The organism is Lactiplantibacillus sp. ME-2 (genome assembly GCF_022549155.1).
GTDB lineage: Bacteria > Bacillota > Bacilli > Lactobacillales > Lactobacillaceae > Lactiplantibacillus > Lactiplantibacillus plantarum.
The window spans coordinates 132,344-156,043 of the sequence record NZ_JAKZEQ010000001.1 but is presented as its reverse complement, the minus strand read 5'-3'; the positions used below and the strand labels follow the sequence as shown (position 1 = coordinate 156,043).

26 protein-coding genes are annotated in these 23,700 nt (G+C 45.7%); 16 read left to right on the top strand and 10 right to left on the bottom strand.

What is annotated here, in order from left to right:
- Nucleotides 1-162: 162 nt before the first annotated feature.
- Nucleotides 163-636, top strand: a complete 474-nt coding sequence (locus MMY95_RS00720) for a hypothetical protein (RefSeq protein WP_003642567.1) — start codon at nt 163-165, stop codon at nt 634-636.
- Nucleotides 637-775: 139 nt separating this feature from the next.
- Here the strand turns inward: MMY95_RS00720 and MMY95_RS00715 are convergent, their stop codons facing one another.
- Both MMY95_RS00715 and MMY95_RS00710 read right to left on the bottom strand, forming a co-directional pair.
- On the bottom strand, nt 776-1,192 hold the full coding sequence (locus MMY95_RS00715) for a GtrA family protein (protein WP_003645854.1): 417 nt from the start codon (nt 1,190-1,192) through the stop codon (nt 776-778).
- Between the two features lie 77 nt (nt 1,193-1,269).
- Nucleotides 1,270-1,506: a hypothetical protein gene (locus MMY95_RS00710; RefSeq protein WP_003645855.1), complete on the bottom strand. Its 237-nt coding sequence runs from the start codon at nt 1,504-1,506 to the stop codon at nt 1,270-1,272.
- A gap of 204 nt (nt 1,507-1,710) precedes the next feature.
- Between MMY95_RS00710 and MMY95_RS00705 the strand changes: the two genes are divergently transcribed.
- A complete protein-coding gene (locus tag MMY95_RS00705) occupies nt 1,711-2,181 on the top strand; it encodes a universal stress protein (RefSeq protein ID WP_003644733.1) in 471 nt (156 codons plus the stop codon).
- A 115-nt stretch (nt 2,182-2,296) separates the two neighbouring features.
- Here the strand turns inward: MMY95_RS00705 and MMY95_RS00700 are convergent, their stop codons facing one another.
- The 6 genes from MMY95_RS00700 to MMY95_RS00675 are packed head-to-tail and all read right to left on the bottom strand — an operon-like array spanning nt 2,297 to nt 7,238.
- Nucleotides 2,297-3,106 (bottom strand): hypothetical protein, encoded by an 810-nt coding sequence (locus tag MMY95_RS00700; protein WP_003645856.1) that lies wholly within the window; start codon nt 3,104-3,106, stop codon nt 2,297-2,299.
- Complete coding sequence (locus MMY95_RS00695; RefSeq protein WP_003642573.1) at nt 3,096-3,974, bottom strand: ABC transporter ATP-binding protein; 879 nt, start codon at nt 3,972-3,974, stop codon at nt 3,096-3,098. Before MMY95_RS00695 ends, MMY95_RS00700 begins: the two co-directional genes overlap by 11 nt.
- On the bottom strand, nt 3,971-4,342 hold the full coding sequence (locus MMY95_RS00690) for a GntR family transcriptional regulator (protein WP_003642574.1): 372 nt from the start codon (nt 4,340-4,342) through the stop codon (nt 3,971-3,973). Before MMY95_RS00690 ends, MMY95_RS00695 begins: the two co-directional genes overlap by 4 nt.
- A gap of 27 nt (nt 4,343-4,369) precedes the next feature.
- Nucleotides 4,370-4,645 carry a hypothetical protein gene (locus MMY95_RS00685; RefSeq protein ID WP_003645857.1) on the bottom strand — a complete coding sequence of 92 codons (276 nt, stop codon included), beginning with the start codon at nt 4,643-4,645 and terminating at the stop codon, nt 4,370-4,372.
- 22 nt (nt 4,646-4,667) lie between these two features.
- Nucleotides 4,668-6,449, bottom strand: a complete 1,782-nt coding sequence (locus tag MMY95_RS00680; protein WP_003645858.1) for an ABC transporter permease — start codon at nt 6,447-6,449, stop codon at nt 4,668-4,670.
- 30 nt (nt 6,450-6,479) lie between these two features.
- Nucleotides 6,480-7,238, bottom strand: coding sequence for an ABC transporter ATP-binding protein (locus tag MMY95_RS00675; RefSeq protein WP_003642577.1), 759 nt, complete (start codon nt 7,236-7,238; stop codon nt 6,480-6,482).
- Between the two features lie 501 nt (nt 7,239-7,739).
- On the opposite strand from MMY95_RS00675, the gene MMY95_RS00670 reads away from it, so the two are divergent.
- Nucleotides 7,740-8,714 carry an asparaginase gene (locus tag MMY95_RS00670; protein ID WP_241277452.1) on the top strand — a complete coding sequence of 325 codons (975 nt, stop codon included), beginning with the start codon at nt 7,740-7,742 and terminating at the stop codon, nt 8,712-8,714.
- A gap of 176 nt (nt 8,715-8,890) precedes the next feature.
- On the opposite strand, the gene MMY95_RS00665 is transcribed toward MMY95_RS00670, so the two are convergent.
- Both MMY95_RS00665 and MMY95_RS00660 read right to left on the bottom strand, forming a co-directional pair.
- Entirely contained in the window at nt 8,891-9,700 is an 810-nt protein-coding gene (locus MMY95_RS00665; protein WP_003645860.1) for an alpha/beta hydrolase, read from the bottom strand.
- Between the two features lie 22 nt (nt 9,701-9,722).
- Complete coding sequence (locus tag MMY95_RS00660) at nt 9,723-10,358, bottom strand: carbonic anhydrase family protein (RefSeq protein ID WP_003642580.1); 636 nt, start codon at nt 10,356-10,358, stop codon at nt 9,723-9,725.
- A gap of 297 nt (nt 10,359-10,655) precedes the next feature.
- On the opposite strand from MMY95_RS00660, the gene MMY95_RS00655 reads away from it, so the two are divergent.
- The 13 genes from MMY95_RS00655 to purN all read left to right on the top strand — a co-directional run bounded on the left by MMY95_RS00655 (nt 10,656) and on the right by purN (nt 23,699).
- Nucleotides 10,656-11,447, top strand: a complete 792-nt coding sequence (locus MMY95_RS00655; RefSeq protein ID WP_003642581.1) for a tyrosine-protein phosphatase — start codon at nt 10,656-10,658, stop codon at nt 11,445-11,447.
- A gap of 11 nt (nt 11,448-11,458) precedes the next feature.
- Complete coding sequence (locus MMY95_RS00650; RefSeq protein ID WP_003644729.1) at nt 11,459-12,469, top strand: lipoate--protein ligase; 1,011 nt, start codon at nt 11,459-11,461, stop codon at nt 12,467-12,469.
- Between the two features lie 230 nt (nt 12,470-12,699).
- Nucleotides 12,700-13,308 carry an NADPH-dependent FMN reductase gene (locus MMY95_RS00645; RefSeq protein WP_003642583.1) on the top strand — a complete coding sequence of 203 codons (609 nt, stop codon included), beginning with the start codon at nt 12,700-12,702 and terminating at the stop codon, nt 13,306-13,308.
- A gap of 14 nt (nt 13,309-13,322) precedes the next feature.
- Nucleotides 13,323-14,618: an NAD(P)H-dependent oxidoreductase gene (locus MMY95_RS00640; protein WP_003644728.1), complete on the top strand. Its 1,296-nt coding sequence runs from the start codon at nt 13,323-13,325 to the stop codon at nt 14,616-14,618.
- Between the two features lie 570 nt (nt 14,619-15,188).
- Complete coding sequence (purE, locus tag MMY95_RS00635; RefSeq protein ID WP_003645861.1) at nt 15,189-15,671, top strand: 5-(carboxyamino)imidazole ribonucleotide mutase; 483 nt, start codon at nt 15,189-15,191, stop codon at nt 15,669-15,671.
- Complete coding sequence (gene purK / locus MMY95_RS00630; protein WP_015380738.1) at nt 15,655-16,785, top strand: 5-(carboxyamino)imidazole ribonucleotide synthase; 1,131 nt, start codon at nt 15,655-15,657, stop codon at nt 16,783-16,785. Before purE ends, purK begins: the two co-directional genes overlap by 17 nt.
- Before the next feature lie 2 nt (nt 16,786-16,787).
- Nucleotides 16,788-17,519, top strand: a complete 732-nt coding sequence (gene purC / locus MMY95_RS00625; protein ID WP_003642587.1) for a phosphoribosylaminoimidazolesuccinocarboxamide synthase — start codon at nt 16,788-16,790, stop codon at nt 17,517-17,519.
- A gap of 1 nt (nt 17,520) precedes the next feature.
- Entirely contained in the window at nt 17,521-17,775 is a 255-nt protein-coding gene (gene purS / locus MMY95_RS00620; protein WP_003642588.1) for a phosphoribosylformylglycinamidine synthase subunit PurS, read from the top strand.
- Nucleotides 17,775-18,455, top strand: coding sequence for a phosphoribosylformylglycinamidine synthase subunit PurQ (purQ, locus tag MMY95_RS00615; RefSeq protein ID WP_241277451.1), 681 nt, complete (start codon nt 17,775-17,777; stop codon nt 18,453-18,455). The genes purS and purQ overlap by 1 nt, the downstream gene beginning before the upstream one ends.
- Complete coding sequence (gene purL / locus MMY95_RS00610; protein WP_003645864.1) at nt 18,448-20,667, top strand: phosphoribosylformylglycinamidine synthase subunit PurL; 2,220 nt, start codon at nt 18,448-18,450, stop codon at nt 20,665-20,667. The genes purQ and purL overlap by 8 nt, the downstream gene beginning before the upstream one ends.
- Entirely contained in the window at nt 20,652-22,106 is a 1,455-nt protein-coding gene (gene purF, locus MMY95_RS00605) for an amidophosphoribosyltransferase (RefSeq protein WP_016527273.1), read from the top strand. The genes purL and purF overlap by 16 nt, the downstream gene beginning before the upstream one ends.
- Nucleotides 22,103-23,128, top strand: a complete 1,026-nt coding sequence (gene purM, locus MMY95_RS00600; protein ID WP_003645866.1) for a phosphoribosylformylglycinamidine cyclo-ligase — start codon at nt 22,103-22,105, stop codon at nt 23,126-23,128. The genes purF and purM overlap by 4 nt, the downstream gene beginning before the upstream one ends.
- Complete coding sequence (gene purN / locus MMY95_RS00595) at nt 23,121-23,699, top strand: phosphoribosylglycinamide formyltransferase (RefSeq protein ID WP_003645867.1); 579 nt, start codon at nt 23,121-23,123, stop codon at nt 23,697-23,699. The genes purM and purN overlap by 8 nt, the downstream gene beginning before the upstream one ends.
- The last annotated feature ends 1 nt before the right edge of the window (nt 23,700 follow it).

Genomic DNA, 23,700 nt, shown 5'->3' with positions numbered 1-23,700 from the left:
AACAGACTGCCATTGAAAGATTCCGGGCTTGTTCGGATTAAACTTGTAATTTGCCCTATTTTAATAAAAAATGGTAAAAACGACTGATTATGGGTTTTAAACACAACTATGCTTGTGAAGCGTGATACATTATCAATAACTAAGTGAAGGGAGTGAATCGTCATGATTGGGCATATTACGGTAATGCAACCAGATTACGACCAAGGCATCCTGACTGATTTTCATGGCCGGCATTTTAAATTTCGGCTAACCGCAGTTTGGCCGTCAAGTGCGTTGCATATTGGCGCGGAGTTTTATTTTCGACCGCAGCTAACCGCGGCCGGTTTAGTTGCGGTAGAGTTACGGTATCAGCACCATGATGGGACTTGTTTGTCAGTTCGACCGCCGACTGAGGTCAGTCAACAAGTCATGATACGAATTGGAGAGTTAGCTTTAAATACGGATGACATTCAATACTATGCATTGACGACGGATCAGGCCGAAGTTCGCAATGGTTATGCTTCATCAGCACGTCATTTGGTGATTAAGATGCGCTGTGGTCGCCAATATATTTTTTATAATTGGGATGGGGTCAATATTGATGATGTGGTCACAAAGTTAGCGACGTTACATACGGTGCAACGCCAGTTTGGGTGAAAAATATGGTTGCTAAAAATAGTAGCTAAGTTAAGTATCAGAAAAAAGATGGGTCGGTAATTATTATGAATAAAATAAGCGTCGCAGGAATTTTCGGACATTCCTACGACGCTTGTTTTGATGTTTAAGTTGGTTCGCTTTAATGACCACGATCCTTGAAAATAAATAGTTTACTGAAGAACCAATTGAGTAATACCACAATAATTTGATCAATTAATTTGACGATAAGGTCGTTTCCGTGCAGAACCGAAATACCGACAACCATAATCCCCTGGTCAATAAAGTAACTGAGTAGGCGGAATCCGAAGAATGATGTCATTTCAATTAAAACAGCGCGGAAAGTAGGTGTTTGTGAGTCAAATACCCAAATTTTATTCGTGATATAGGCGAATAGCACTGAGATGAGCCAGGCAATCGTATTGGCTATCCAGTAGGGCCAGAATTGGTTGAAAATTCCAAAAACAATAATATTAATTAGGGTGGTTAAGCCCCCAAAGATTAAATAGGAAAGGACGCTTTGATAGCGTTGCCAGAGTTGTTTGATAAGTTGTCCCACAGATGAATACCCTCACTTTAGCTGATTATTACTAGGTACCATCCTATCATAATTAAATGGCTACGTGTTGGATATTTTTAGTGCGATTCAAGTTGGTGGCGCTGATGATTAAAGGCTTGCTGGGCCGTGGCAAAGTTATGGTAACGTGCGTGGGACACGGTCAAGCGGCCCAGTGTAGTGGTTGCACGGATGTCTAGCCGATAGACATCGGGTCCGAGAGGCAATTTGCTTAACCTGATTTGATATGAAAGGGCATCGTTGATTACAATTGTATGGCTGGCGATTAGGCCTGGTCGAATACCTAAAGAAAGCATACTATTCACCCCCAAGTGGATTAACTCCAATTGTAAGGGGTAACTGTAAATATCAGATGTCGTTGTTGTAAATATTATGTAAACCCGACACTGCTAGCCGGCGAGCTGCTGTGCATAACTGGTAGTTAGTTTATATAAATGATAACGCAACCAACGCTGATAAATGGTAAAATAGAATTAACAGATGGAAAGGGTGTGACGTCAATGGTACAAGAATATTCGAATATTTTAGTTCCCCTCGATGGCTCACAACAAGCTGAGATTGCGCTTGATAAAGCAGTTGCAGTCGCTAAACGTAATGAGGCACATATCGACGTGTTAGCAGTCATTGATCCCGGTCAGTTTGGGTATAATTTAGCTGGTTTGGCGGATGGTGATATTACGTATCAATTGGTTCAGGATTCTGAAGCTTATTTAAAAGAAACGGTTGATCAAGTCAAAAAGGATGGCTTTACGGACATTGCCTTCCACATTCGAATGGGAAGTCCGAAACCAATTATTTCACAGGACTTCGTCAAGGATCATCATAATGACTTGATCATGATGGGGGCAACCGGGTTAAATGCCGTTGAACGCGTGCTGGAAGGCTCGGTTACAACGTATGTGCAGCGTAATGCGTTGACTGATGTAATCGTGGTTAAGACGGATTTGCAAAATACGCAGGTTGAAAAGTAGCGTTAGTGGGAAAACCACTTCTCGAATGGTGTGACGTTTGTATTAACCATTAAAAAATGAAGCAGGTCGTGAAGTCAATAACTTCACGACCTGCTTCATTTTTTAGATTATCAGCTTAATTTCTGATTCTTAACTTACGGTTGAACAGATAAGCGAGACCACCGATGATACCGCAACCTACCAGCATTGTGATGAATGGCATGGTTGGGTTAAAGTAACCAGTTGTCGCTTCACCGCGGCTGGGATAACCAATAATAAATTTCAAGAAGTTTTCAAGCCCCGTGTAATTATAGTTCGATTGATTGCGAGTCATAATGATGACCATTATCCAAATAATAAGCATGCCAATGATGGGAGTGCCAATGATTAAAATCGTTTTGGCCCATTTACCAAATAACGCGAGTAAGGTCCCACAAGCGATGCCGGTAAGGCCAACGCCAATGTAGAAAATCCAGTTAAAGCATAAGCTAGCTAAAATGTTTAGCCAGACCTGATTTCCCAGCGCATGGCTATACAGCGAATAGCCCGTTCTCATCAACGCGGTGTTGGTGCTCCAGTGTAAATACGGAGCATGAATACCGTAGTAATAAATGGCATTGATGATGACAAGCAAACCACTAAGCATGAGTAATGCGAATACTCGAGCTTGAAAGTAGGTTTGTCGGGAAATCCCGCTTTGAATAAAAAGCTTAAAGTAGTCATAAGTGAGTGCCCCAGTGATGAAGATTATCATGAAAAATAGGGCGCTAAGACTGAGATTGGCGAAGTTGCTCAGTGGCGAGTATTGACTAATATTGTCACTGATGAATGCGAAGAACAGTGGTAATATGCCGAAGGCCACCGCACAAGCGAGTACCGACCACCCCGTCATTTTCAATTGTTCCGTTAATAAATAACGGGTGGTGTTGCGAACCTTAATTGACATGAGCGGCGGCCTCCTCCTTGGTATTAGTCAGGTTAACAAATAGTTTTTGTAGGTCCAGATGCTCGACCGTGACCGTATCAGGAATTGGTCGGTCGTTATCTAATGGCCCGTAAACGTAGTGGGCCGTGATTCCGCCAAGATGATCCTTGCCGATAATATTTAAACCATCCGTATAAGTGCTGACATCAGTTTGTGGGCCAGTTACCGCGTAAGATTGTCCTAGGATGTCGGTGACATCACCATCAACAATAATATGATGATGGTCCAGCACAAAGACATGTTCAATCAAGTTCGTAATTTCTTCAATGAGATGAGTCGAAATCACGAATGTGCGGGGATGGTCACTATAGGTTTCAATCAGTTCTTGATAGAAAATTTCGCGGTGATTAGCATCCAGGCCGAGGACTGGTTCATCTAAAAAGATGTATTCAGCCGGCACACATAACGCAATAATCAGTTTAAAAATTGTTCGGTAACCCGTCGATAACTTGCCAAATCGCGCGTTTAAATCGAGGCCAAAGGTTTGTGCTAGTTTTTTAGCATAAGTGTCATTAAAATCACCATAGAGTAGTGCGGTGGTTTTAAACAGTTGTTTGACCCGGGAACGCTCAGAATAGAGGTTAACTTCACTCATCAAGTAAACCTTTCCTAACGTGCGGTCGTTATCACACATGGATTCGTTGTCCATGGTGACCGTTCCGCTGTCAGCAAAGATACGATTGCTGATAATGTTCAGCAAGGTACTTTTACCAGCACCATTGCGGCCTAGCAAACCGTAAATCGTGTTTGGCTTGATCGTTAGGTTAAGATTATCCAGGACGGTTTGACCGCGAAAGGCCTGCTGGACAGCCTGAACTTGAATACTCATGATTCGGAAAACCCCCGTTCAATTAATTTAGCTAATTCATCTTGCGTAATGTGGAGCTTTTGTGCTTCAGCGACTAGTTTTTTAACGTAGTCGGTGTAGAACTGATCCCGGCGCTTTTCAACGATTCGTTGTTGTGCACCGGCGATGACAAACATCCCGACCCCACGCCGTTTTTCAATCAATTGGGCATCAACTAGAATATTCATGCCCTTAAGCACGGTCGCAGGATTAATATGAAATTCTTTAGAAATCTCGGTTGTCGAAGGAATTTGTTCACCTTCAGCGAAGGTTTCCGTAAAGATAGCTTCTTCAATTTGGTCGGCAACCTGCAAGTAGATTGGTTCCGTGCTATTAAAGTTGAACTGCATTTTATTCACCTCATTGCAGTGATTGCCCTATTTCGTTGTGGCCTTTTGTTGCGGCTGGTGCAGTTGTCGTTCGGTACGATCGATCCGGGCAGCAATCCAACTAGAGAGTAGGAGGAGGGTGCCCAGTACGGCCAGTAGAATGTCTTGATGTTCAAAGATAATCTGGGTGGCTAAACCGAAGTTAACGCTCAGCCACAGAAGCGGCATGAGCACCCCTAACCAGAATTGACGACGACTTGCGAGCACGTAACGGTGTAATGGTGTAATAACGATTAATAAAGCGACTAATCCAAAGTATACCATGATTTTTCCCTCCTCCGAAAGGTTATTGTAAAACGATTCGCCGATAGATGGTGATCGTAATGAGATAGTAAAGTAGGTAGAGACCGGCAAAAATCAAGAATGGTAACCAAATTCCGGTATATGGTGAGGTAACCATTATGATTTTGAACATTTGTAACCCAAACAAGACGTGTACAATACCAACGATTCCAGGAAGAATAAAGAGCACAGCAATTTCTTTGTTAATGGCACCGTTGAGCTGGCGTCTAGTGGTTCCAACTTTATCGAGCATCTTGTAACGGTGTTGATCAGCATCGGCACCAGACAGAATCTTGAACATCAGGCAACTAGCTAGCATTGCAAGAAAGGCGATTCCGAGGAACATACCCATAAATTCCAGCCCGGAGTACATGCCGTTAACCATTAGATACATCGCATAGCGACCTCCAAATTGTTCAGGGCTGGTAGTGTGAAAGTGATGTTTGGCCAGTTTGTTCAATGCAACGCGATGTTCGATAACGTTGTTGGTAGTAAACACAGTTAGTCGCTGTTCAGGCTGGGCAAGTTTCGCGTACGCCGTTTTTGATAAAAATACGGGTGTTGCGGTTGCCATGACACCACTCTGAAGCTGCATCAGTTGATAATTATCTTCTGATTTTTGTAATTTAGCCGCATTATTATGAACGGTATTAAAAGTCAGTTGATTCTTATTGCGAGTATGAATAGTCGTGAATGGTTGCCGATTGAATTCAGCAGCTTGGAAATAAACGACTTTCTTGGTTGCTTTGAAATGATAGGTCGCCGTTGTCTTGGGCTTCATCGCTGCAATTTGTGCTTTTTCAGCGGTACTAGCGTTGACCAGTCCCATATCATAAGCGTTATTAATATTAGCCATTGATGGAATTTGACTGTGAAAGCCCATTCCAACTGTAATTGCGCCGAGAGCTAGTGCGAATAGCATTGCGACAATTGACAGCATCTTAGTGTAATTACGAATTCTAAAGCTTAGCTGTGATAAGGTGAAGCCATTCAAACCACGTTGGGCAAATGAGAATCGTTTGAGTGCGACCATTAACCAGACAAAAATAGCGTTAAACAGCAGATAAGTTCCAAGAACAATTGTGACGAGCGCAATTCCAATTCCCATCAGTTGCAAAATTTTCAGGTTAGCCATTGACCAGTAACCAATTGCAATTGAAATGACACCGACGACAATTTCGATGAGTTGACGGGCTGGTTTTAGTTGTGGCCGGTTAGGTTGATCATTACTGTGTAGTAATTTCAAGGCTGGTGTCTTGGTCAGGGATAGCAGGTTGAATAAACCGGCAATTAAGAACAATCCAACGTAGAGTAACAGTGTCGCAATGGCAGCTGGCGTGTACCAGGCTGTAAAATGGTGAAGCGTCAGGCCTAGACTGTTAATCAGAATCTGGCTTACGCCGACAGTTAAGGCTGTTCCCACAAGAATGCCGACAATGGTTGCAGTGATACCGACAAGTAGTGTTTCCAGCCAAATTAATTGACCAATCTTACTTTTGCGTGCACCAACGAGCATGAAGAGCCCGTAGTCTCGCTTACGCATACTTAATAAGAATGAGTTAGCATAGCCAATGTAGACTAATGTGATGATTGTGAGTAGTACGGAACCAAATTGGAAGATGAGGCCGACCATACTAATACTCGTATTTTGTTTTAAGAAATCTTGGTTAGTGGCCAGTGCTTCAAACATATAGAAGATTGCGCTAGACATGATCAGTCCTGAAAAGAGAACGAGGTAGTCGCGCCAACGGTGTTTGAAGCCGGTCATGGCAAGTTTAGTTAACATAGTTTAAAGGACTCCTTTTACTGTTTCGGCTTACTGTTCAAACGTCCCTAGGTTGTCGAGGACTTGTTGATAAAAATCACTGCGGCTTAAATCCCCACGTTTAAGTTCTTGCCCAATCCGGCCATCTTTGATGAATAAGATTCGTTGACAGAAGCTAGCTGAAAATGGGTCATGGGTCACCAGCAAGATAGAGACAGCCCGTTCTTGGTTGATTTTGGTGAACAGGTCGAGTAATTCACGCGCTGACTTAGAATCAAGGGCACCAGTTGGTTCATCACCAAATAGAATAGCGGGGTCATTGATTAAGGCTCGTGCGGCTGCCACACGTTGCTTTTGACCACCAGATAATTCATTAGGATAGTTTGATAGGAATTCTTCAATTCCCAATTGGTGTGCGACTTTTTCGACAGCTGGTTTGATCTTTTTGACTGGCGTATTTTGCAGCGACAATGGTAGGGCGATATTCTCGTAAGCAGTCATAGTTTCTAATAAGTTGAAATCTTGGAAGATAAACCCAATCTCTTTGGCCCGGAAATCAGCAAGTTGATTGCCTTTCAGATGTGTAATCGGTTGTTGATGAATAGTCACTTCACCGCTAGTTGGTTGGTCCAGTGTGGCCAGCATATTGAGCAAGGTGGTTTTCCCTGAACCAGATGCGCCCATGATTCCGACAAATTCCCCTGGTTGCACATTGAAATTAATGCCTTTTAACGCTTCGTATTGTTTGCTGCCCGCCTTACCATACGTTTTGTGCAGGTCGCTGACGGTCATGATTGGTGTGGTTGTCATTTTAAATACCTCTCTTAAGTTAGTTGGTTTGTTATTTGGTTAATTACTTATGCAACTAACTATAAAGGCAACTAACGCGAGTGTCAATCATTATTTTCTCGCTTGATAGTCATTGGGACGTCAAACGCTGATTTATCAACGTCTAGCGAGTAGTCAATCGGTTAGCCCTGAGACTGAAATTGAGTAATAAGGTGCACTGAGGTTAGTGACTTCGTCCTGAAGGGGTAACTAACCGACGAACCGATTAACGAACTAGTTGATAAGTGAACTAATTGAGTGACTAGCACTATGTAGGCTAATAAAACGTACTGATCTGGTTGCTAGGTTTTGTAAATTGTTTGAATGGTTGCTAGTTTTTTTAGTTGATATCACTTGTATGAGAATCTAAGGAAGTTGTCATGAAGAACCAGTGAGGGTGGATTGCAATTAGGCGATGGCAAGCCTAAAATAATTTTACTGTTAGATGTGCGTAGGCACGTGAAAAGATGAGGAGGAGTATTCTTGAAGAAGATTTTGGTATTACACACTGGTGGCACCATTGCGATGTCGGCCGATGAATCCGGCAATGTGACCCCCGGAGATGAAAATCCTTTAGACAATTATCAGAGTTCATTTGGCACGGATATTGAGTTAGAGACTGAGGACGTCTTTAACGTGCCGTCGCCGCACATCACCCCGGCACGGATGTTGCAGTTAAAGCAACGGATCGATAAGGCCGCACACGAAGGGGTCGATGGGGTGGTTGTGACTCACGGTACGGATACGCTAGAAGAAACGGCGTATTTTCTAGATCTTACTTTACCGAATGAGCTCCCCGTTGTGATTACCGGCGCAATGCGGTCCGCCAATGAGATTGGGTCGGATGGTCTGCATAATCTCGAAACGGCGATTCAAACGGCTAGTACACCGGATGCGGCCGAAAAAGGTGTTTTAGTGGTTATGAATGATGAAATCCACTCGGCCCGCTACGTCACTAAGACGCATACGACCAACGTGGCCACTTTTAGAACACCGACTTTTGGCCCGATTGGGTTAGTCGCTAATAAAGGCATTGTCTTTTTTGAATCATTACTACGATCAACGGTTTGCCCGATTCAAACGGTCACGGATAATGTTTTTCTGATCAAAGCATATGCCGGGATGGGACCAGAACTATTTGACGCCATTGCACAACCCACGACTCATGGCGTAGTCATTGAAGCATTGGGAGCGGGGAATTTGCCACCGGCGACGTTACCAGCTGTGCAAAAATTATTAGACATGCAGATTCCGGTTGTACTGGTTTCCCGGTGCTTCAACGGTATCGCTCAGGATGTCTATGCTTATGAAGGTGGCGGTGTTCAATTGAAACAAATGGGTGTGATTTTTTGTCAGGGATTGAATGGACAAAAAGCCCGGATTAAGTTACTGGTGGGTGTCAGTGCCGGTATGGCGACCGATGAGCTAGCTCGATTTGTAGCGACTGCCAATTCATAATCGACGTGGCGCCCCTTTGAGCCCTGTGCAACCCGTGTGTGGGCTACTCGTGACACTAAATTGTTGGATAGTTTGATCGCCAGTAGTCATAGCGGACAATCAATCATAAAAAAACTGAGCCACCCTTCATCATCATGAAGGGTGGCTCAGTTTTTTATCAGCTAAAGCTAAAAATATTATTGATTGATCAGATTTTGACGAATGAGCCGGGCAACATATGCTTCGTGAAGCAGGTCACCGTGACTAATTGATTTTTGGTTAACAGTCATGGCGGTGTAGCGGGTAACATTGTTCATAAATAAGTTGCCACCAGCGTTCACACTGCTGAGCGGTACGATATCGTCGTTACCCTCGCCAGTGTCACCGGCAATGTTGATGACCGCATGCAATTTCTTGAATTGGTTCTTGTGATCAAGAAGTGATGTATAGAGCGTCTTATCAGGATGTGCAGCATCAGTACCCAAGAATGGGGTGCCAATCAACATCAAATCGTGGACTGCTAATGGTTTGGACGAGCTCAAACCTGCTAGATAGCGACTCCAGATCAGGCCACCATTTGAATAACCGAGTGCGTTGGCCGTGGTGAGATGTTGGTGACGTTGCAAATAACGAATAGCTTTGGCTAAGCCGTTCGTTTGGGTCATAATGTTCTCTGTTGAGTCCGTGCTATCTTCGAAAAAGATCACGATGAGGGCATCGTTAAGGTTGGTGTTCTCGACGCGTTTTTCTTTAAACGCCAATTTTTGGTTCGCCTTAACAGTCAGGGTGATGAGCGGATGGTGCTGTTGCTCATTAAGTGAACGGACGATGTCATCAAAGTCAGTCCGCGTGCTGCTACTACCTCCAATCATGATCAATGGCCGTTTTTGCGCAGTAATCACGTGACTGACTTTATCTTGATGGATTTGTGTTGTCAGTCCGAGACCGACGATCAATAAAAGAAATAGGCCACTTGCAATCAAGCCCCAGATTACTTTCTTAGGCATCAGCTCACCCCATTAAAATTATTTAGAAACGTTCGGCAATGATTGGCCGATCGTTTAACGGTTGAATCTTGCGGTTATTAGCGGCAAATAATTGCTGATAAGCAGCTAATTGTTGTTCACCAATCATGACAGTATCGGCACAGACATACCATTCAACGGTTTCACTTAGTGGCGGCGTCGTCAATGAGCCCAAGTAGTGATAGACCGTCCCGGTATCTGGGAGGAGCTCAGTTAAGTTGACCGGTGTTGTCAGTTCATGGCTCGTTTGGGCTGTGAACTGGTCAAGTAAGCCTTGTAAACTAGAATTAGGCTTGCCAATCCGTCCAAAAACGGCGACGACGGCGAGCTGGCCGGTAGCACTTTGATGAACGAGATGCCATTCGATTGGTGCGGCTTGCCCATCGATTAAGTGTTCTGCCGGCGTATGAAAGTGAATCTGTTGAAAGGCAAAGTCGCGGTCGTTCAAATAAGCGGCACCAATTCCACTAGCCTTCAAAGTCGTCGCTTCGCCCGTAATCGTTTTGGCTTGGTACAAGCCTCGCCAGTTGATGGCGGATAGCTGTGAAGACTGAACGTGTTGTGTTTGAATATCGATTGGTGACTGATGTTGACCACTAGTCATGGGCCAATCAGTTTGGTGTGCATAATCAAATGTCATCGAAAGATCCTCCGTTATATTATTCAGTGAATATTTTTTATTTAGTGCCAGTATGGAAATTTATGGCTAATCGGTCCAAGGTTGTGATGCTGTTTGTCAGCAAACGTGTTCTGGATTTGACGGGCCGTCGCTGGCTATGTAACTTACATTATAGCACGCGTTGATGTCGGTTGGTGTCGATGGTGCTAACGAATTATCTTGGAAATAAAGCGACTGATTCGGTGATTGGGGCACCGTTAAACTGACCGATAATGTTAGAATAGAAAATGAAAAGTTAACAGATAGGTGGTTTCAAAAATGACAAATCAACGTGTATTAACTGTACCAGGTGGCATTAATTTCCGTGAACTCGGTGGTTACTCGACTAAAGACGGTCGAAAAATCAAGTGGCATAAGGTCATTCGGACTGGTGGGCTTGATCAATTAACGTCAGCCGGCCAAGCTTTGCTGGATGATTATGGCGTCCGCTACGATATTGACTTTCGTTCACCACAAGAAGTCTTAGATGCGCCAGATCGAATTCCTGCCAATGCTAAGTACGTGTACGCACCAGTGTTCAATGTGGACGAAACGCGGAATTCTGACGGTACTGACAAGATGACGGCTAACTTGGAGAAGCATCCAGATAGTGGATTCAAGCACATGCTAAAGGTCTATCAGATGGTGGCCGACGAGCAACATGCCAAGGACGAGTATCGCCGGTTCTTTGATAATCTACTTGCAAATGATCAACCCGATTCGACGTTACTATTTCACTGCACTGCGGGAAAAGATCGGACCGGAATGGGGGCGGTATACCTGTTAACCGCACTCGGAGTCGATTTTGAAACGATCAAGCAGGATTATCTCTTAACTAATCAGGCTTCGATTGGCCGGATCAATGGTGCGATGGCCGAAGCACGTGCTCAGGGCGCATCAGATGCAACGGTCGAAAGTATTCGGGCCCTCTGGTCAGTTGATGCGGCTTATTTGGACGCCGCTATGACCGAAATTAAACGACAATCGGGTAATTTAAACCACTATTTACACACTGAGCTTAAATTAACTAACAATGAAATCAATGATTTGCAACGGATTTATTTAGAATAGGAAGTGTGACGATGCGCTATCTTGCAAGCTCCAGCCATGATATTCGCACGAATCTTGCCATTGAGACTTACTTGATGGAACATGCCGATTTGACGGAACCGATTCTATACTTTTACATTAACGCCCCCTGCATCATTGTTGGCCGTTACCAAAATGTCAAGGCAGAGATTAACCAGGACTATGTTGACGCACACCACATTACATTGACGCGGCGAACTTCTGGTGGTGGAGCGGTTTATGATGACCTTGGAAATGTCAGTTTTAGTTTTATTACTAAGGACGACGGGGACGGTTTTGGTAACTTTAAGCGGTTCACAGCACCAGTTCTAAAGGCTTTACACGCGATGGGGGCCACTGGTGCGACGATGAGTGGCCGCAATGATTTATTGATTGATGGCAAGAAGTTCTCAGGAAATGCCATGCACGTTGAGAATGGCCGGATGTTCTCCCATGGAACGCTGATGTATGATGTCGACCAGACGCAAATTGCGAAAGCTCTTACGGTGCCGACCGATAAGTTGGCCTCTAAGGGTATCAAGTCGGTCCGAAGTCGAGTCACGAACTTGAAACCGTACATGGCGCCGGCTTATCAGCACTTGACGATTGAGGAATTTCGCGATACGTTGGCCCGTGAAATCCTGGGCGTGGCTGATTTGAGTCAAGCTAAGACGTATCAGTTAGATGAAACGGCACTGGCAGGGGTAGCAGCACTGAACCAACAATATTTTACCAACTGGGATTGGATTTACGGTCAGTCACCAGCGTTTACAGTTAAGCAGCGCCGGCATTTTGATGCTGGGACCGTCGAGTTTCAGTTAAACGTGGTGGCAGGGCGCATCGAAGCAGTTACGATTTATGGCGATTTCTTCGGTGCAGAACCGATTGCTCCCGTCGTTGCACGGTTGACTGGTGTGAAATATGAACGGCAGGCGATTATGACGGCGCTAGCACCGTTGGACTTAACCCATTACTTTGGTCGAATTGCCCCGGCGGATTTGATTGATTTGATCGTAGCGTCGTAGCTTTGTGAAAAAATTTGTTAAGCAGATATAATTACGGCAACGTTGCGCGGATACTGAATTTACTTGATTGCACGGATAAGCCTAATATCAGTGAGTTCAGTTGTTTGCATAACAAAACTGAAAGCGCTTAAAATTGTTTTGCTTTCTTTAGTGAAATCCACTACAATATAGTTATTGACTAAGAAATTATATAATATTTGACTATTTGATCATAGAAGGAGTTGTTCTCAATGCACAAATTTATCGCGATGGTTGGAACCAATTCAGATGAGTCGACCAACCGTAAGTTGTTGCAATATATGCAGTCCCACTATGCGGATCAAGCAGAGATTGAATTAATGGAAATCAAGGGTCTACCAATCTTCAATAAGCCCGAAAATCATGAAATTCCGGCACAGGCGCAAGCAATGGCGGATAAGATCGAACAAGCTGATGGTGTGATTATTAGTACACCAGAGTATGATCATTCGGCTCCCGCGGCATTACTGAATGCTCTCGAATGGTTATCATTCCATATCCAGCCCTTCGTGGACAAACCCGTCATGATTATTGGGGCCTCATACGGGGCACTCGGCACATCACGGGCTCAAGCACATCTGCGGCAAGTTTTGGATTCACCAGAATTACGGGCGCGGATCATGCCAAGTTCAGAATTTATGCTTGGTCATTCATTGCAAGCCTTTGATGACCAGGGAAATTTAACGGACCAACAGAAAGCGACGAAGCTCGATGGGTTGTTCAAGGATTTCCAAGTCTTTGTCGAAATCACGAAAAAATTAAAGAATGCCAACGCGACGACGTATGAAGAAGTTCGTGAAATGGATTGGGAAAAATTATAGAGAGGGCGACGACGATGAAATTAGTTGGAATTGCGGGTTCAATTGAAGATAAGTCTTATAATCGGTTACTGTTAAAGTTTATTGCTAATCATTTTAGTGACATGGTTGATATTGAAATTTTGGATATTCAAGATGTACCAATGTTTAATCAGAGTGATGATCAAACAGAAGGTGAAGCCGTTCAATATTTGAAACGAAAGATCATGCAGGCGGACGGGGTCATTATTGCGACACCTGAACATAATCATACAATTACTGCTGCACTTAAAAGCGTGATCGAATGGTTGTCGTTTAAAATTCACCCGATGTCAGGGAAACCCGTATTGATCGTTGGCGCTTCTTACTATGATCAAGGTTCGTCGCGGGCACAGTTGAATCTACGCCAGATTTTAGAGTCACCGGGTGTTGATGCTGTGGTCATGCCTGGTAATGAATTTTTGCTCGGCGAAGTTAAGCAGGCTTTCGATGACCAAAACAATCTGAAGGATGCTCGGACTGTCTCGTTCTTACAAGAAACGTTAGGCAAGTTTCTGAAGTTTGTCAAGATGGTCAACGCGATGGATGCGGAAGCACACGCTGATGATTGGAAGAATGAAGACCTTGAGGCTAAGGGCGAAGTTGAAACGACAATCAAGGGCGTCAACATGCATGCGGCTGATTGGGTCGAACAAGCGGCTGCTAAGACCCATGCGGCTGAGGGTGACGACTACGTTAAGCTCGATCGGGGTGTGCTGACCGTCAACCAATTAAATTGGTTCCTCAACTCGATGCCAATGGAATTGACGTATGCCGATGCCAACAACCAATTTTTATACTATAACCATCAAATGGATGGCGACAAGATGTTAGCTTCACGGACACCTGCTCAAGCCGGTAATCCACTAGCTGACTGTCATCCAAAGCGGGCCGTACCTGGTGTTAAGCGAGCGGTACACATGCTACGAACCGGTGAGACTGATCTCTTCAAGTTACCGGTACCTGGTATCCCTAATAAGTATGTGATGCACTATTATCAAGCTTTGCATGACGATAAGGGTGAGTACAAAGGTATCAACGAGTTTGTGCTCGACCTCTTACCAATCGTGAAGTATTACCTGAAGCAGACGGGCCAGATGTTAGCACCTGATCCAGATGCTAAGACGGACGCCGTTTCAGGAGCTTCATCGAAGGCGAAGGAAACGAAGCCTGATGCTGCCCCAGCGGTGGATGATGTCTCCGGCGCTTCAGCCGATACGGAAGCCGCACCAGAAGCACCAACCAAGCCTGAAGCGCCTGATGTCGATAGTGTTTCCGGCGCTTCAGCAAAATAATTAGTACCTTAAAAAAGTCTCGAGGAATCGCTTCCTTGAGACTTTTTTTGCGTTATTTTGGTCACTTCAATCCGATCCTTTAGGAAAGCGTTCGCAAATTAAGTTGTTGATTGTTTTTAAGTTCAGCGGCAGTCAGTTTAGCCCCGCTATAAATAGTCTGAGTTAGCATAAACATGCTTAGTTGCTCGTCCTACGCCGATTCCCAGTCATTGCTGTCAATTGTTGGTGCGCACCGACAAAAGTTAATGGCCCGTTTCAACGGATAGTTGTTGATAATGGTAGCAGTAAGTTTGTTATGGTGAAACTTAGATGATGACGGATTGTTCGGAAATTTCAATATTAATAATATTATCAAGATAGTCGCTTGAAATCAGTTGATAACCTTTTTCAGACACCGAAAACCTGCAAACAGTGAGGTAATTCGTACATGTTGAGGTAGCATTAATCTAATTATCAATTTAATTAACACGAACATTAAAACGTTAATTAATAGATAAAGTTAAGAAATTCGTTGACAACGTCCCGCCTGATTGCTAAACTAATGGTGAAAACAGGGAAAGAGGGATCATGATGGCGAAAGTTGGTTTGATTATGGGGTCAATTTCTGATTGGCCAACCATGCAATTAGCGGCAGAACAGTTAACGGCACTGGGAGTCTCTTATGAGCGTCACGTTATTTCGGCCCACCGAATGCCCCAGACATTACAATCCTATGGTGAAGAAGCAGCGTCACGGGGAATTCAAGTTATTATTGCGGGTGCGGGGGGCGCTGCCCATTTACCCGGGATGCTAGCTGCCAATACACTACTCCCGGTAATTGGGGTGCCCATTAAGACCCATACGTTGAACGGAGTTGATTCGTTATTGTCAATCGTACAGATGCCAGCTGGCGTACCCGTGGCGACGATGGCGATTGGTGATGCGGGGGCTAAGAATGGTGCGCTAATGGCCGCCCAAATTATCGGTTTACGGGAACCACAAGTACAACATGCAATTGGAGAATTTCGTGCTCGTCAACGTCAGGAGGCTGAACAAAGTGAACGCCAATTTTAAGGAAGCACTCTTACCACCCGCAACGATCGGAATCGTTGGTGGCGGTCAACTCGGTCAGATGATGACGCTTAGCGCGAAGGCGATGGGCTATCGGGTAGGTGTCCTTGACCCGACACCCAAAGCACCGGCAGCCCAGGTCGCAGATTTTCAGATTGTTGCGGCTTATGATGATCAGGCGGCTTTACTTGATCTAGCGCGCCGTAGTGATGTCTTGACCTACGAGTTTGAAAACGTTGATGAGAATGCTTTGATTGCTGCGCAAGCCTATGCAAAGTTACCGCAGGGCACTGCACTCCTGCATATTACTGGAGATCGTCTTAATGAGAAGCAATTTCTTCATGATCATGGCATCCCAGTCACATCTTTCGCACCGGTGACGGATTTACAGTCATTAAATTACGCCCTCAACCGTGTTGGTACGCCGGCAATTCTCAAAACGGCGGCAGGTGGCTACGATGGTCACGGACAAACGGATCTAGACACAGCAGTGGTGACAAAAGCCGCTAGTGCCTTATTGACACAGCCGTGCATTCTAGAGGCGCGGCAGAAATTTCGAACAGAAGTTTCCATGATGGTGACGCGTAGTGCTGCTGGTGTTGTTACGACTTTTCCGTTAGTTGAAAATCAGCATCAACATCATATCTTACACACAACGATTGCCCCAGCTAATGTTCAGCCCAGTGTTCATAGTGCGGCCCGCAAAATTGCGGTTTCGATTGCTGAATCTCTGGAACTACGCGGCGTGCTAGGAATCGAATTCTTTGTTTTACCGGATGATACTTTATTAGTCAATGAACTGGCACCACGCCCACATAATTCTGGTCACTATACGATTGAGGCCTGCAACATCTCGCAGTTTGAGGCCCATATTCGAAGTATCTGTGGCTTACCGATTCCGGCCATTACGCAGACCAGTCCGGCAGTGATGCGTAATCTGCTAGGTGATGACTTAACAGTGGCACGTCAACAGTTGGTTGAACACCCAGAATGGCATTTTCACGACTACGGTAAGGCGGCCATTAAGCCCCAGCGCAAGATGGGTCATGTCACCGTATTAAATCACGATATTGACGCAGCATTAGCGTCGGTGGCAAATTTGAAAGGGGAACAATAATAATGACGGCAGCGATTGAGAAACAAGCTTTGCTTTACACGGGTAAAGCGAAAGCGATGTATGCCACTAATGATCCTGAAATTCTATGGGTCGAATACTTAGATCAAGCAACAGCGCTAAATGGTAAGCGGAAGGTTCCCATTGACCAGAAAGGCCGATTGAATAATCGCATCGCGAGTTTGATTTTCAAAGACTTAGCCAATCACGGCATTGCCAACCATTTTATTGAGCAACCTTCAGACTATGTGCAACTTGTCCGTCGCGTGACCATGATTCCCTTGGAGACAGTTGTTCGGAATGCGGCTTCGGGTAGTTTTGAGCGTAAATTTGCCGTGCCACACTTAACCAAATTTGCAGAACCAGTACTGGAATTTTTCTATAAGAGTGATCAGCTGGATGATCCATTTATCAATGATTCACAAATCCACGCGCTAAATGTTGCAACACCGGCAATCGTGGCGGAAATTAAACGGCAGGCCTTACAGGTTAACCAGCGTTTGACGGCAATTTTTGCGGCGATGGGGGTACAGCTCGTTGATTTTAAAATCGAATTTGGGTTGACGACCACCGGTAAAGTCTTGCTGGCTGATGAAATCTCACCAGATAGTTGTCGGTTAGTCGACCTAAAGACCGGTGCATCGCTTGATAAGGATGTCTTCCGCAAGGATCTAGGCGACTTGACTAGTGTTTATCAGGAAGTATTGACGCGGCTAGCAACCGTTGAGGAGGCCTAACATGTACTTAGTTAAAATCTATGTGACTTATAAGCAATCAATTCTAGACCCCAAGGGTGAGGCGATTCATGATGCCTTACACCGACTTGGATATACGAATGTCGATGCCGTTGAATTAGGTAAGTATTTTGAGGTGAAAATTCACGCGGATGATCGGCCAGTTGCCGCTGAAATCGACGAGATGTGTGATCGCTTGTTAGCCAACGTTAATATGGAAACTTATCGTTACGAAATTACTGAGATGGAGGCTTTGTAATGATGAAATTTGCCGTACCAGTCTTTCCTGGTTCTAATTGTGATCATGACATGGTGAATGCCTTGCGCGATATTTTACACGTTACGGCTGATTTGATTCCGGCGACAGCGACCTCATTAGCAGGTTATGACGCGGTGGTGTTACCTGGTGGCTTTTCGTACGGTGATTATTTACGGAGTGGTGCGATTGCCCGCTTTGCACCCATCATGCCGGCCGTTATTGCATTTGCTAACGCTGGTAAACCAGTCATCGGAATCTGCAATGGCTTTCAAGTCTTGACCGAAGCCGGATTATTACCTGGTGCATTGCAGGCCAATCGCTCAGCGAAGTTTATTTGTCAGGACAGCCCATTACGAATTGCCAATCATGAGACGATTTTTACCACCGCATACGGATCGACAGATCAAATTAGTTTACCGATTGCCCACGGCGAAGGCAATTATTATTGTGATGAGGCCACCTTGGCGCAATTACGTGCTAATCATCAAATCATCTTCGAATACGTCGAGAATCCAAATGGCAGCACGGCTAATATTGCTGGCATTACAAATGAAGCGGGAAATGTGCTTGGGATGATGCCTCATCCGGAACGGGCCGTGGAGATGATCTTAGGTTCCACGGACGGTCTCGGAATTCTTCAATCGGTCATTGCGAGTCAAGAGGAGGTCACCCATGCTTAAAAAGCAACCATTATCACCTACAGATGTTCGCGATTCTAAGGTCTATCGGGATTGGGGCTTAACCGATGCTGAGTATCAATTATTAACGGATAAGGTCCTTCAACGCTTACCTAACGAGACTGAAACCGGGTTGTTTTCCGGCATGTGGAGCGAACATTGCTCCTACAAGAATTCAAAACCAGTCTTGAAAAAATTTTGGACGCAGGGTGAACAGGTACTTGAAGGGCCTGGTGAAGGCGCCGGTATTATCGACATCGGTGATGGTCAGGCCGTGGTCTTTAAAGCTGAAAGTCATAATCATCCGTCTGCAGTTGAACCTTATGAGGGTGCGGCAACGGGTGTGGGTGGTATCATTCGGGACATCTTTTCGATGGGGGCCCGGCCGATTGCGCTGCTGGACAGTCTTCGCTTTGGGGAACCGACTGATGCTCATACGAAATACTTGATTTCGCAAGTAGTCGCCGGCATTGGCGGTTATGGCAACTGTATTGGAATTCCGACAATCGGTGGTGATACGGTATTTGATGCGAGTTATCAGAAGAACCCGTTGGTGAACGCCATGTGTGTTGGAATCTTGGATCAAGCTGATATTCAGAAGGGCCAAGCAACAGGAATTGGCAACGCCGTTATTTATGTCGGCGCAAAAACGGGGCGTGACGGCATTAACGGTGCGTCCTTTGCCTCTGCTGAATTTAATGACGCCAATGAAACCCAGCGTTCCGCGGTTCAAGTTGGTGATCCCTTTATGGAAAAATTATTGATGGAGGCGTGTCTCGAGGTTATTCATGAACATCGTGATGTTTTAATCGGGATTCAAGATATGGGCGCGGCGGGCCTAGTTTCCTCCTCAGCCGAAATGGCGTCCAAAGCAGGCAGTGGGTTGTCACTGAATCTTGACTTGGTACCACAACGTGAAACTGGCATGACGCCGTTTGAACTGATGCTCTCTGAATCACAGGAGCGGATGTTACTATGTGTCAAAGCTGGTGCCGAAGCAGAAATTTATCAAGTCTTTGAAAAGTACGGTCTTGATGCTGTCACAATTGGTAAAGTGACAGCCGGCCACCAGTATCAATTATTCCATCATGGTAAGTTAGTTGCAGATGTTCCCGTCGATGCACTTGCGACCAAAGCGCCGGTCTATGAACGCGAAAAGAAACGACCAACGCGCTTGAACCATCAGAGCCATCATCAATTTATGCCACGACTAGTTGATGCAACTGGCACATTGAAGAAGATGCTCCAACAGCCAACGATTGCTTCCAAAGCGTCGTTATATGGAACGTATGACTCGCAGGTCCAAACGAATACGGTCGTCAAGCCGGGTTCCGATGCGGGGGTCATACGGATTCGACATACGGATAAGGCGTTGGCGGTCACCACCGATGTTAACGGGCGATACTTATACTTAAACCCCCGTGTCGGTGGGGAAATCGCCGTTGCGGAAGCTGCTCGAAACATTGTCGCTTCCGGTGGGCAACCTTTAGGCATCACTGATTGCTTGAACTATGGTAATCCAGAGAAACCTGAACAATTTTACGATTTGGACGAATCGGCGATGGGCATCGCTCGTGCATGCCAATTATTCAATACGCCCGTGATTTCTGGCAATGTCTCGTTGAACAATGAATCGAACGGGGAAGCCATCTATCCCACCCCAATGATTGGGATGGTCGGGTTAATTAAGCATCAGAAAGATATTACGACTAGCGATTTTAAACACGCTGGCGATGCAGTCTACGTGTTAGGTACCACAGAAGCCGATTTCAATGGTAGTGAGCTGCAAAAGATGTTGACGGGAACGATCAGTGGCGAGCTGTTTGATTTTGACCTTGTGACTGAAAATCGTAATCAGCGTCTATTGTTAACTGCGATTCAAAAAGGACTAGTTGCTAGTGCCCACGATGTTTCTGAAGGTGGCTTGATTACGACGATTGCCGAATCATGTTTTCCACAAAATATCGGGGTGGAACTGGCCAGTGACTTGCCCGCTGCCAACTTCTTTGCGGAAACGCAGTCACGATTTGTTATCTCGGTGACACCAGCACAGCAAGCCGCGTTTGAAAGTTTAATGGAACCATATGTGACCTATTTAGGACGAACAACTGCAACGGATCGGCTACACGTTCAAACTGCTGATCAGGCGTTTGATATTAAGGTTAGTTTCGCCAAACAGTTGTGGGAAGGGGCCTTACCATGCCTACTGAAGTAAGAAGTCTGAATGAAGAATGTGGCGTCTTTGGGGTTTGGGGCTCGCCGGACGCCGCCCAATTAACGTACTTTGGGCTCCATGCGTTACAACACCGGGGGCAAGAAGGAGCCGGTATCACGGCGAATGATCACGGCAAACTGCAGACGGAACGCGGACTAGGGTTGTTGGCTGATGTCTTTCGGGACCCACGGCGGTTGGCACGTTTGACGGGTCAAGCTGCAGTCGGCCATGTACGTTATGCCACGGCTGGTAATCATGGATTGGAAAACATTCAACCCTTGAGTTTTAATTTTAGCGACTCACAGTTTGCACTCGCACATAACGGCAATTTGACGAATGCGGTGACACTGCGGCGACGGTTGGAACAGCATGGTGCCATTTTTCATGCTAGTTCTGATAGTGAGATTTTAATGCATCTGATTCGACGCAGCCCCGCAGCAACGTTAACGGAACAGGTTAAGGATGCTTTACGTCAAGTCCACGGAGGCTTTGCTTACTTACTACTAACGAATGATTGTTTGATTGCCGCTTTGGATCCTAACGGGTTACGACCATTAGTCGTCGGTCAGTTACCCACGGGCGGGTACGTCGTTTGTAGTGAAACTTGCGCGCTTGATACGATTGGTGCGACGTTTGTTCAAGATGTTCAGCCGGGAGAATTGTTAACGATCGATGATCATGGTTTGACGATCGACCATTATACGACTGATACACAGTTGGCGATTTGTTCAATGGAGTTTATCTACTTTGCACGTCCAGATTCTGATATTCACGGCGTCAACGTCCATTCTGCACGTAAACGAATGGGTGCTCAGCTCGCTGTTGAACAGCCCGTGGACGCCGACATTGTTGTCGGGGTACCCAATTCATCTTTATCAGCGGCGACCGGCTATGCGGAAGCGAGTGGCCTGCCTTACGAGATGGGATTAATTAAAAATCAATATTCGTCACGGACCTTTATTCAGCCGACCCAAGCATTGCGAGAACAGGGGGTTCGGATGAAGCTTTCAGCAGTCAAAGGTGTTGTCGCTGGTAAACGAGTCGTCTTAATCGATGATTCGATTGTACGTGGTACCACCAGTCGGCGGATCGTCAAATTATTGAAAGATGCGGGTGCAAAGTCAGTTCATTTACGAATTGCATCGCCACCATTACGCTATCCATGTTTTTACGGTATCGATATTCAATCGACTAATGAATTGATTGCGGCTCAGCAAACGATTCCGGAGATGTGTCAGACGTTTGGTGCGGACTCACTTGGTTTTCTCAGTGAACAGGGCGTCGTTGATGCAGTTGGCTTGTCAACCACTGAACCGTATGGTGGACTATGTATGGCCTACTTTAATGGGGATTATCCAACGGCCCTGTATGATTACCAAGCCGAGTATGATGCGGAAATTGCGCAATTACAAGCCAATCATGAAGGGGTGATCAAGTGAGCGATGCGTATAAGCGGGCTGGCGTTGATATCAACGCTGGTTACGACGTCTTAAAGACGGTCAAACAAATGAGTGGCAATCAGCAATTAGGCGCGTTTGGGGGGGCGTTTCCACTTAGTCCGGATGCAACTGCCAACGATCCCGTGTTAGTAGCGGGGACGGATGGTGTGGGGACTAAGCTCTTAGTCGCAATCGCTGCTGATCAACATACCACGATTGGAATTGACTTGGTCGCAATGTGTGTGAATGATATTTTGGCACAAGGCGCGACCCCCCAGTTCTTTTTAGATTACTTAGGTCTTGGACATACGGATCAGAAACGGGTCAAAGCCATTTTGACTGGCGTCGTCGCGGGCTGTCAGCAGGCCCATACAGCGTTGATTGGTGGCGAGACTGCGGAGATGCCCGATATGTATGGTCAGGACCATTACGACCTCGCTGGTTTTGCGGTCGGAATTGCGAACCGCGCGGACCTGTTATCACCGGCAAATGTTCGGGCTGGGGACGTCTTGATTGGGTTGCCGTCTAATGGCCTCCACTCGAATGGGTTTAGTCTAGTTCGTGATATTTTATTCAAACAACACGACTACCAATTGACCACGGTTTTTGACGAACTTGGTCATGATTTACAAACGGAACTTTTACGACCAACGACCATTTACGTTGATGCAGTTCAACCATTATTACAGCAGAAATTAGTGACGAGTATCGCCCACATTACCGGGGGTGGCTTGATTGAGAACGTCGCCAGAGCGTTACCGGCGGGCTTGAGTGCGCACCTTGAATTGGGTCAATGGCCGGCACCGCCGATTATGACGTTATTGGCCGAACTCGGTGGGCTGACTGCTATGGATCTTCGGTCGACCTTTAACTTGGGCTTGGGAATGGTTCTGATCGTTCACTCCGACCAAGTGGCAGCTGTGACGGCTAATTTGACGGCCAACGCTCAGTCCTATTATCGAGTTGGAACAGTCCAAACTGGTACGACACCCGTTGTTTTTGAGGAGGCTGAGCATGCCTAATAAAATTGCAGTATTTGCTTCGGGTAACGGCACCAACTTTGTTGCACTCCACCAAGCGATTATTGAACGACAATTACCGGTAGTGATTGGGTTACTTGTGTGTGATCAGCCGACAGCGCCGGTAATTGACAAGGCCCGGGCAGCTAACGTACCGATATTAATTGTTGATTTTCATGATTATGCGAATAAAGCGGCCGCGGAAGCAATCATTTTGACGGCCTTGCAAGCACGGCAAATTGAACTGGTATTATTGGCCGGGTACATGCGCATTATTGGTCCGACCCTCTTGAATGCGTATGCTCATAAAATCATCAATATTCACCCAGCATTGTTACCAAAGTTTCCTGGTCGTCACGGCATCGAGGATGCTTTTGCCGCTGGTGTGACTGAGACGGGCGTTACCATTCACTATATCGATGCCGGAATCGATACCGGGCAAATTATTGCCCAGCGGGTCGTTCCGGTTGCACCAGACGATACGCTAGCCAGCCTGGCGACCCGGATTCATGATTGTGAACACCAATTTTATCCAGATGTATTACAGACACTCATTAATGAAGGAGCAATTTAAG

Coding starts and splice junctions, on each gene's coding strand:
- MMY95_RS00720 (WP_003642567.1), top strand. CDS start 163: ATGATTGGGCATATTACGGTAATGCAACCAGATTACGACCAAGGCATC.
- MMY95_RS00710 (WP_003645855.1), bottom strand. CDS start 1,506: ATGCTTTCTTTAGGTATTCGACCAGGCCTAATCGCCAGCCATACAATT.
- MMY95_RS00705 (WP_003644733.1), top strand. CDS start 1,711: ATGGTACAAGAATATTCGAATATTTTAGTTCCCCTCGATGGCTCACAA.
- MMY95_RS00700 (WP_003645856.1), bottom strand. CDS start 3,106: ATGTCAATTAAGGTTCGCAACACCACCCGTTATTTATTAACGGAACAA.
- MMY95_RS00695 (WP_003642573.1), bottom strand. CDS start 3,974: ATGAGTATTCAAGTTCAGGCTGTCCAGCAGGCCTTTCGCGGTCAAACC.
- MMY95_RS00690 (WP_003642574.1), bottom strand. CDS start 4,342: ATGCAGTTCAACTTTAATAGCACGGAACCAATCTACTTGCAGGTTGCC.
- MMY95_RS00685 (WP_003645857.1), bottom strand. CDS start 4,645: ATGGTATACTTTGGATTAGTCGCTTTATTAATCGTTATTACACCATTA.
- MMY95_RS00680 (WP_003645858.1), bottom strand. CDS start 6,449: ATGTTAACTAAACTTGCCATGACCGGCTTCAAACACCGTTGGCGCGAC.
- MMY95_RS00675 (WP_003642577.1), bottom strand. CDS start 7,238: ATGACAACCACACCAATCATGACCGTCAGCGACCTGCACAAAACGTAT.
- MMY95_RS00665 (WP_003645860.1), bottom strand. CDS start 9,700: ATGCCTAAGAAAGTAATCTGGGGCTTGATTGCAAGTGGCCTATTTCTT.
- MMY95_RS00660 (WP_003642580.1), bottom strand. CDS start 10,358: ATGACATTTGATTATGCACACCAAACTGATTGGCCCATGACTAGTGGT.
- MMY95_RS00655 (WP_003642581.1), top strand. CDS start 10,656: ATGACAAATCAACGTGTATTAACTGTACCAGGTGGCATTAATTTCCGT.
- MMY95_RS00650 (WP_003644729.1), top strand. CDS start 11,459: ATGCGCTATCTTGCAAGCTCCAGCCATGATATTCGCACGAATCTTGCC.
- MMY95_RS00645 (WP_003642583.1), top strand. CDS start 12,700: ATGCACAAATTTATCGCGATGGTTGGAACCAATTCAGATGAGTCGACC.
- MMY95_RS00640 (WP_003644728.1), top strand. CDS start 13,323: ATGAAATTAGTTGGAATTGCGGGTTCAATTGAAGATAAGTCTTATAAT.
- purE (WP_003645861.1), top strand. CDS start 15,189: ATGGCGAAAGTTGGTTTGATTATGGGGTCAATTTCTGATTGGCCAACC.
- purC (WP_003642587.1), top strand. CDS start 16,788: ATGACGGCAGCGATTGAGAAACAAGCTTTGCTTTACACGGGTAAAGCG.
- purS (WP_003642588.1), top strand. CDS start 17,521: ATGTACTTAGTTAAAATCTATGTGACTTATAAGCAATCAATTCTAGAC.
- purQ (WP_241277451.1), top strand. CDS start 17,775: ATGATGAAATTTGCCGTACCAGTCTTTCCTGGTTCTAATTGTGATCAT.
- purL (WP_003645864.1), top strand. CDS start 18,448: ATGCTTAAAAAGCAACCATTATCACCTACAGATGTTCGCGATTCTAAG.
- purF (WP_016527273.1), top strand. CDS start 20,652: ATGCCTACTGAAGTAAGAAGTCTGAATGAAGAATGTGGCGTCTTTGGG.
- purN (WP_003645867.1), top strand. CDS start 23,121: ATGCCTAATAAAATTGCAGTATTTGCTTCGGGTAACGGCACCAACTTT.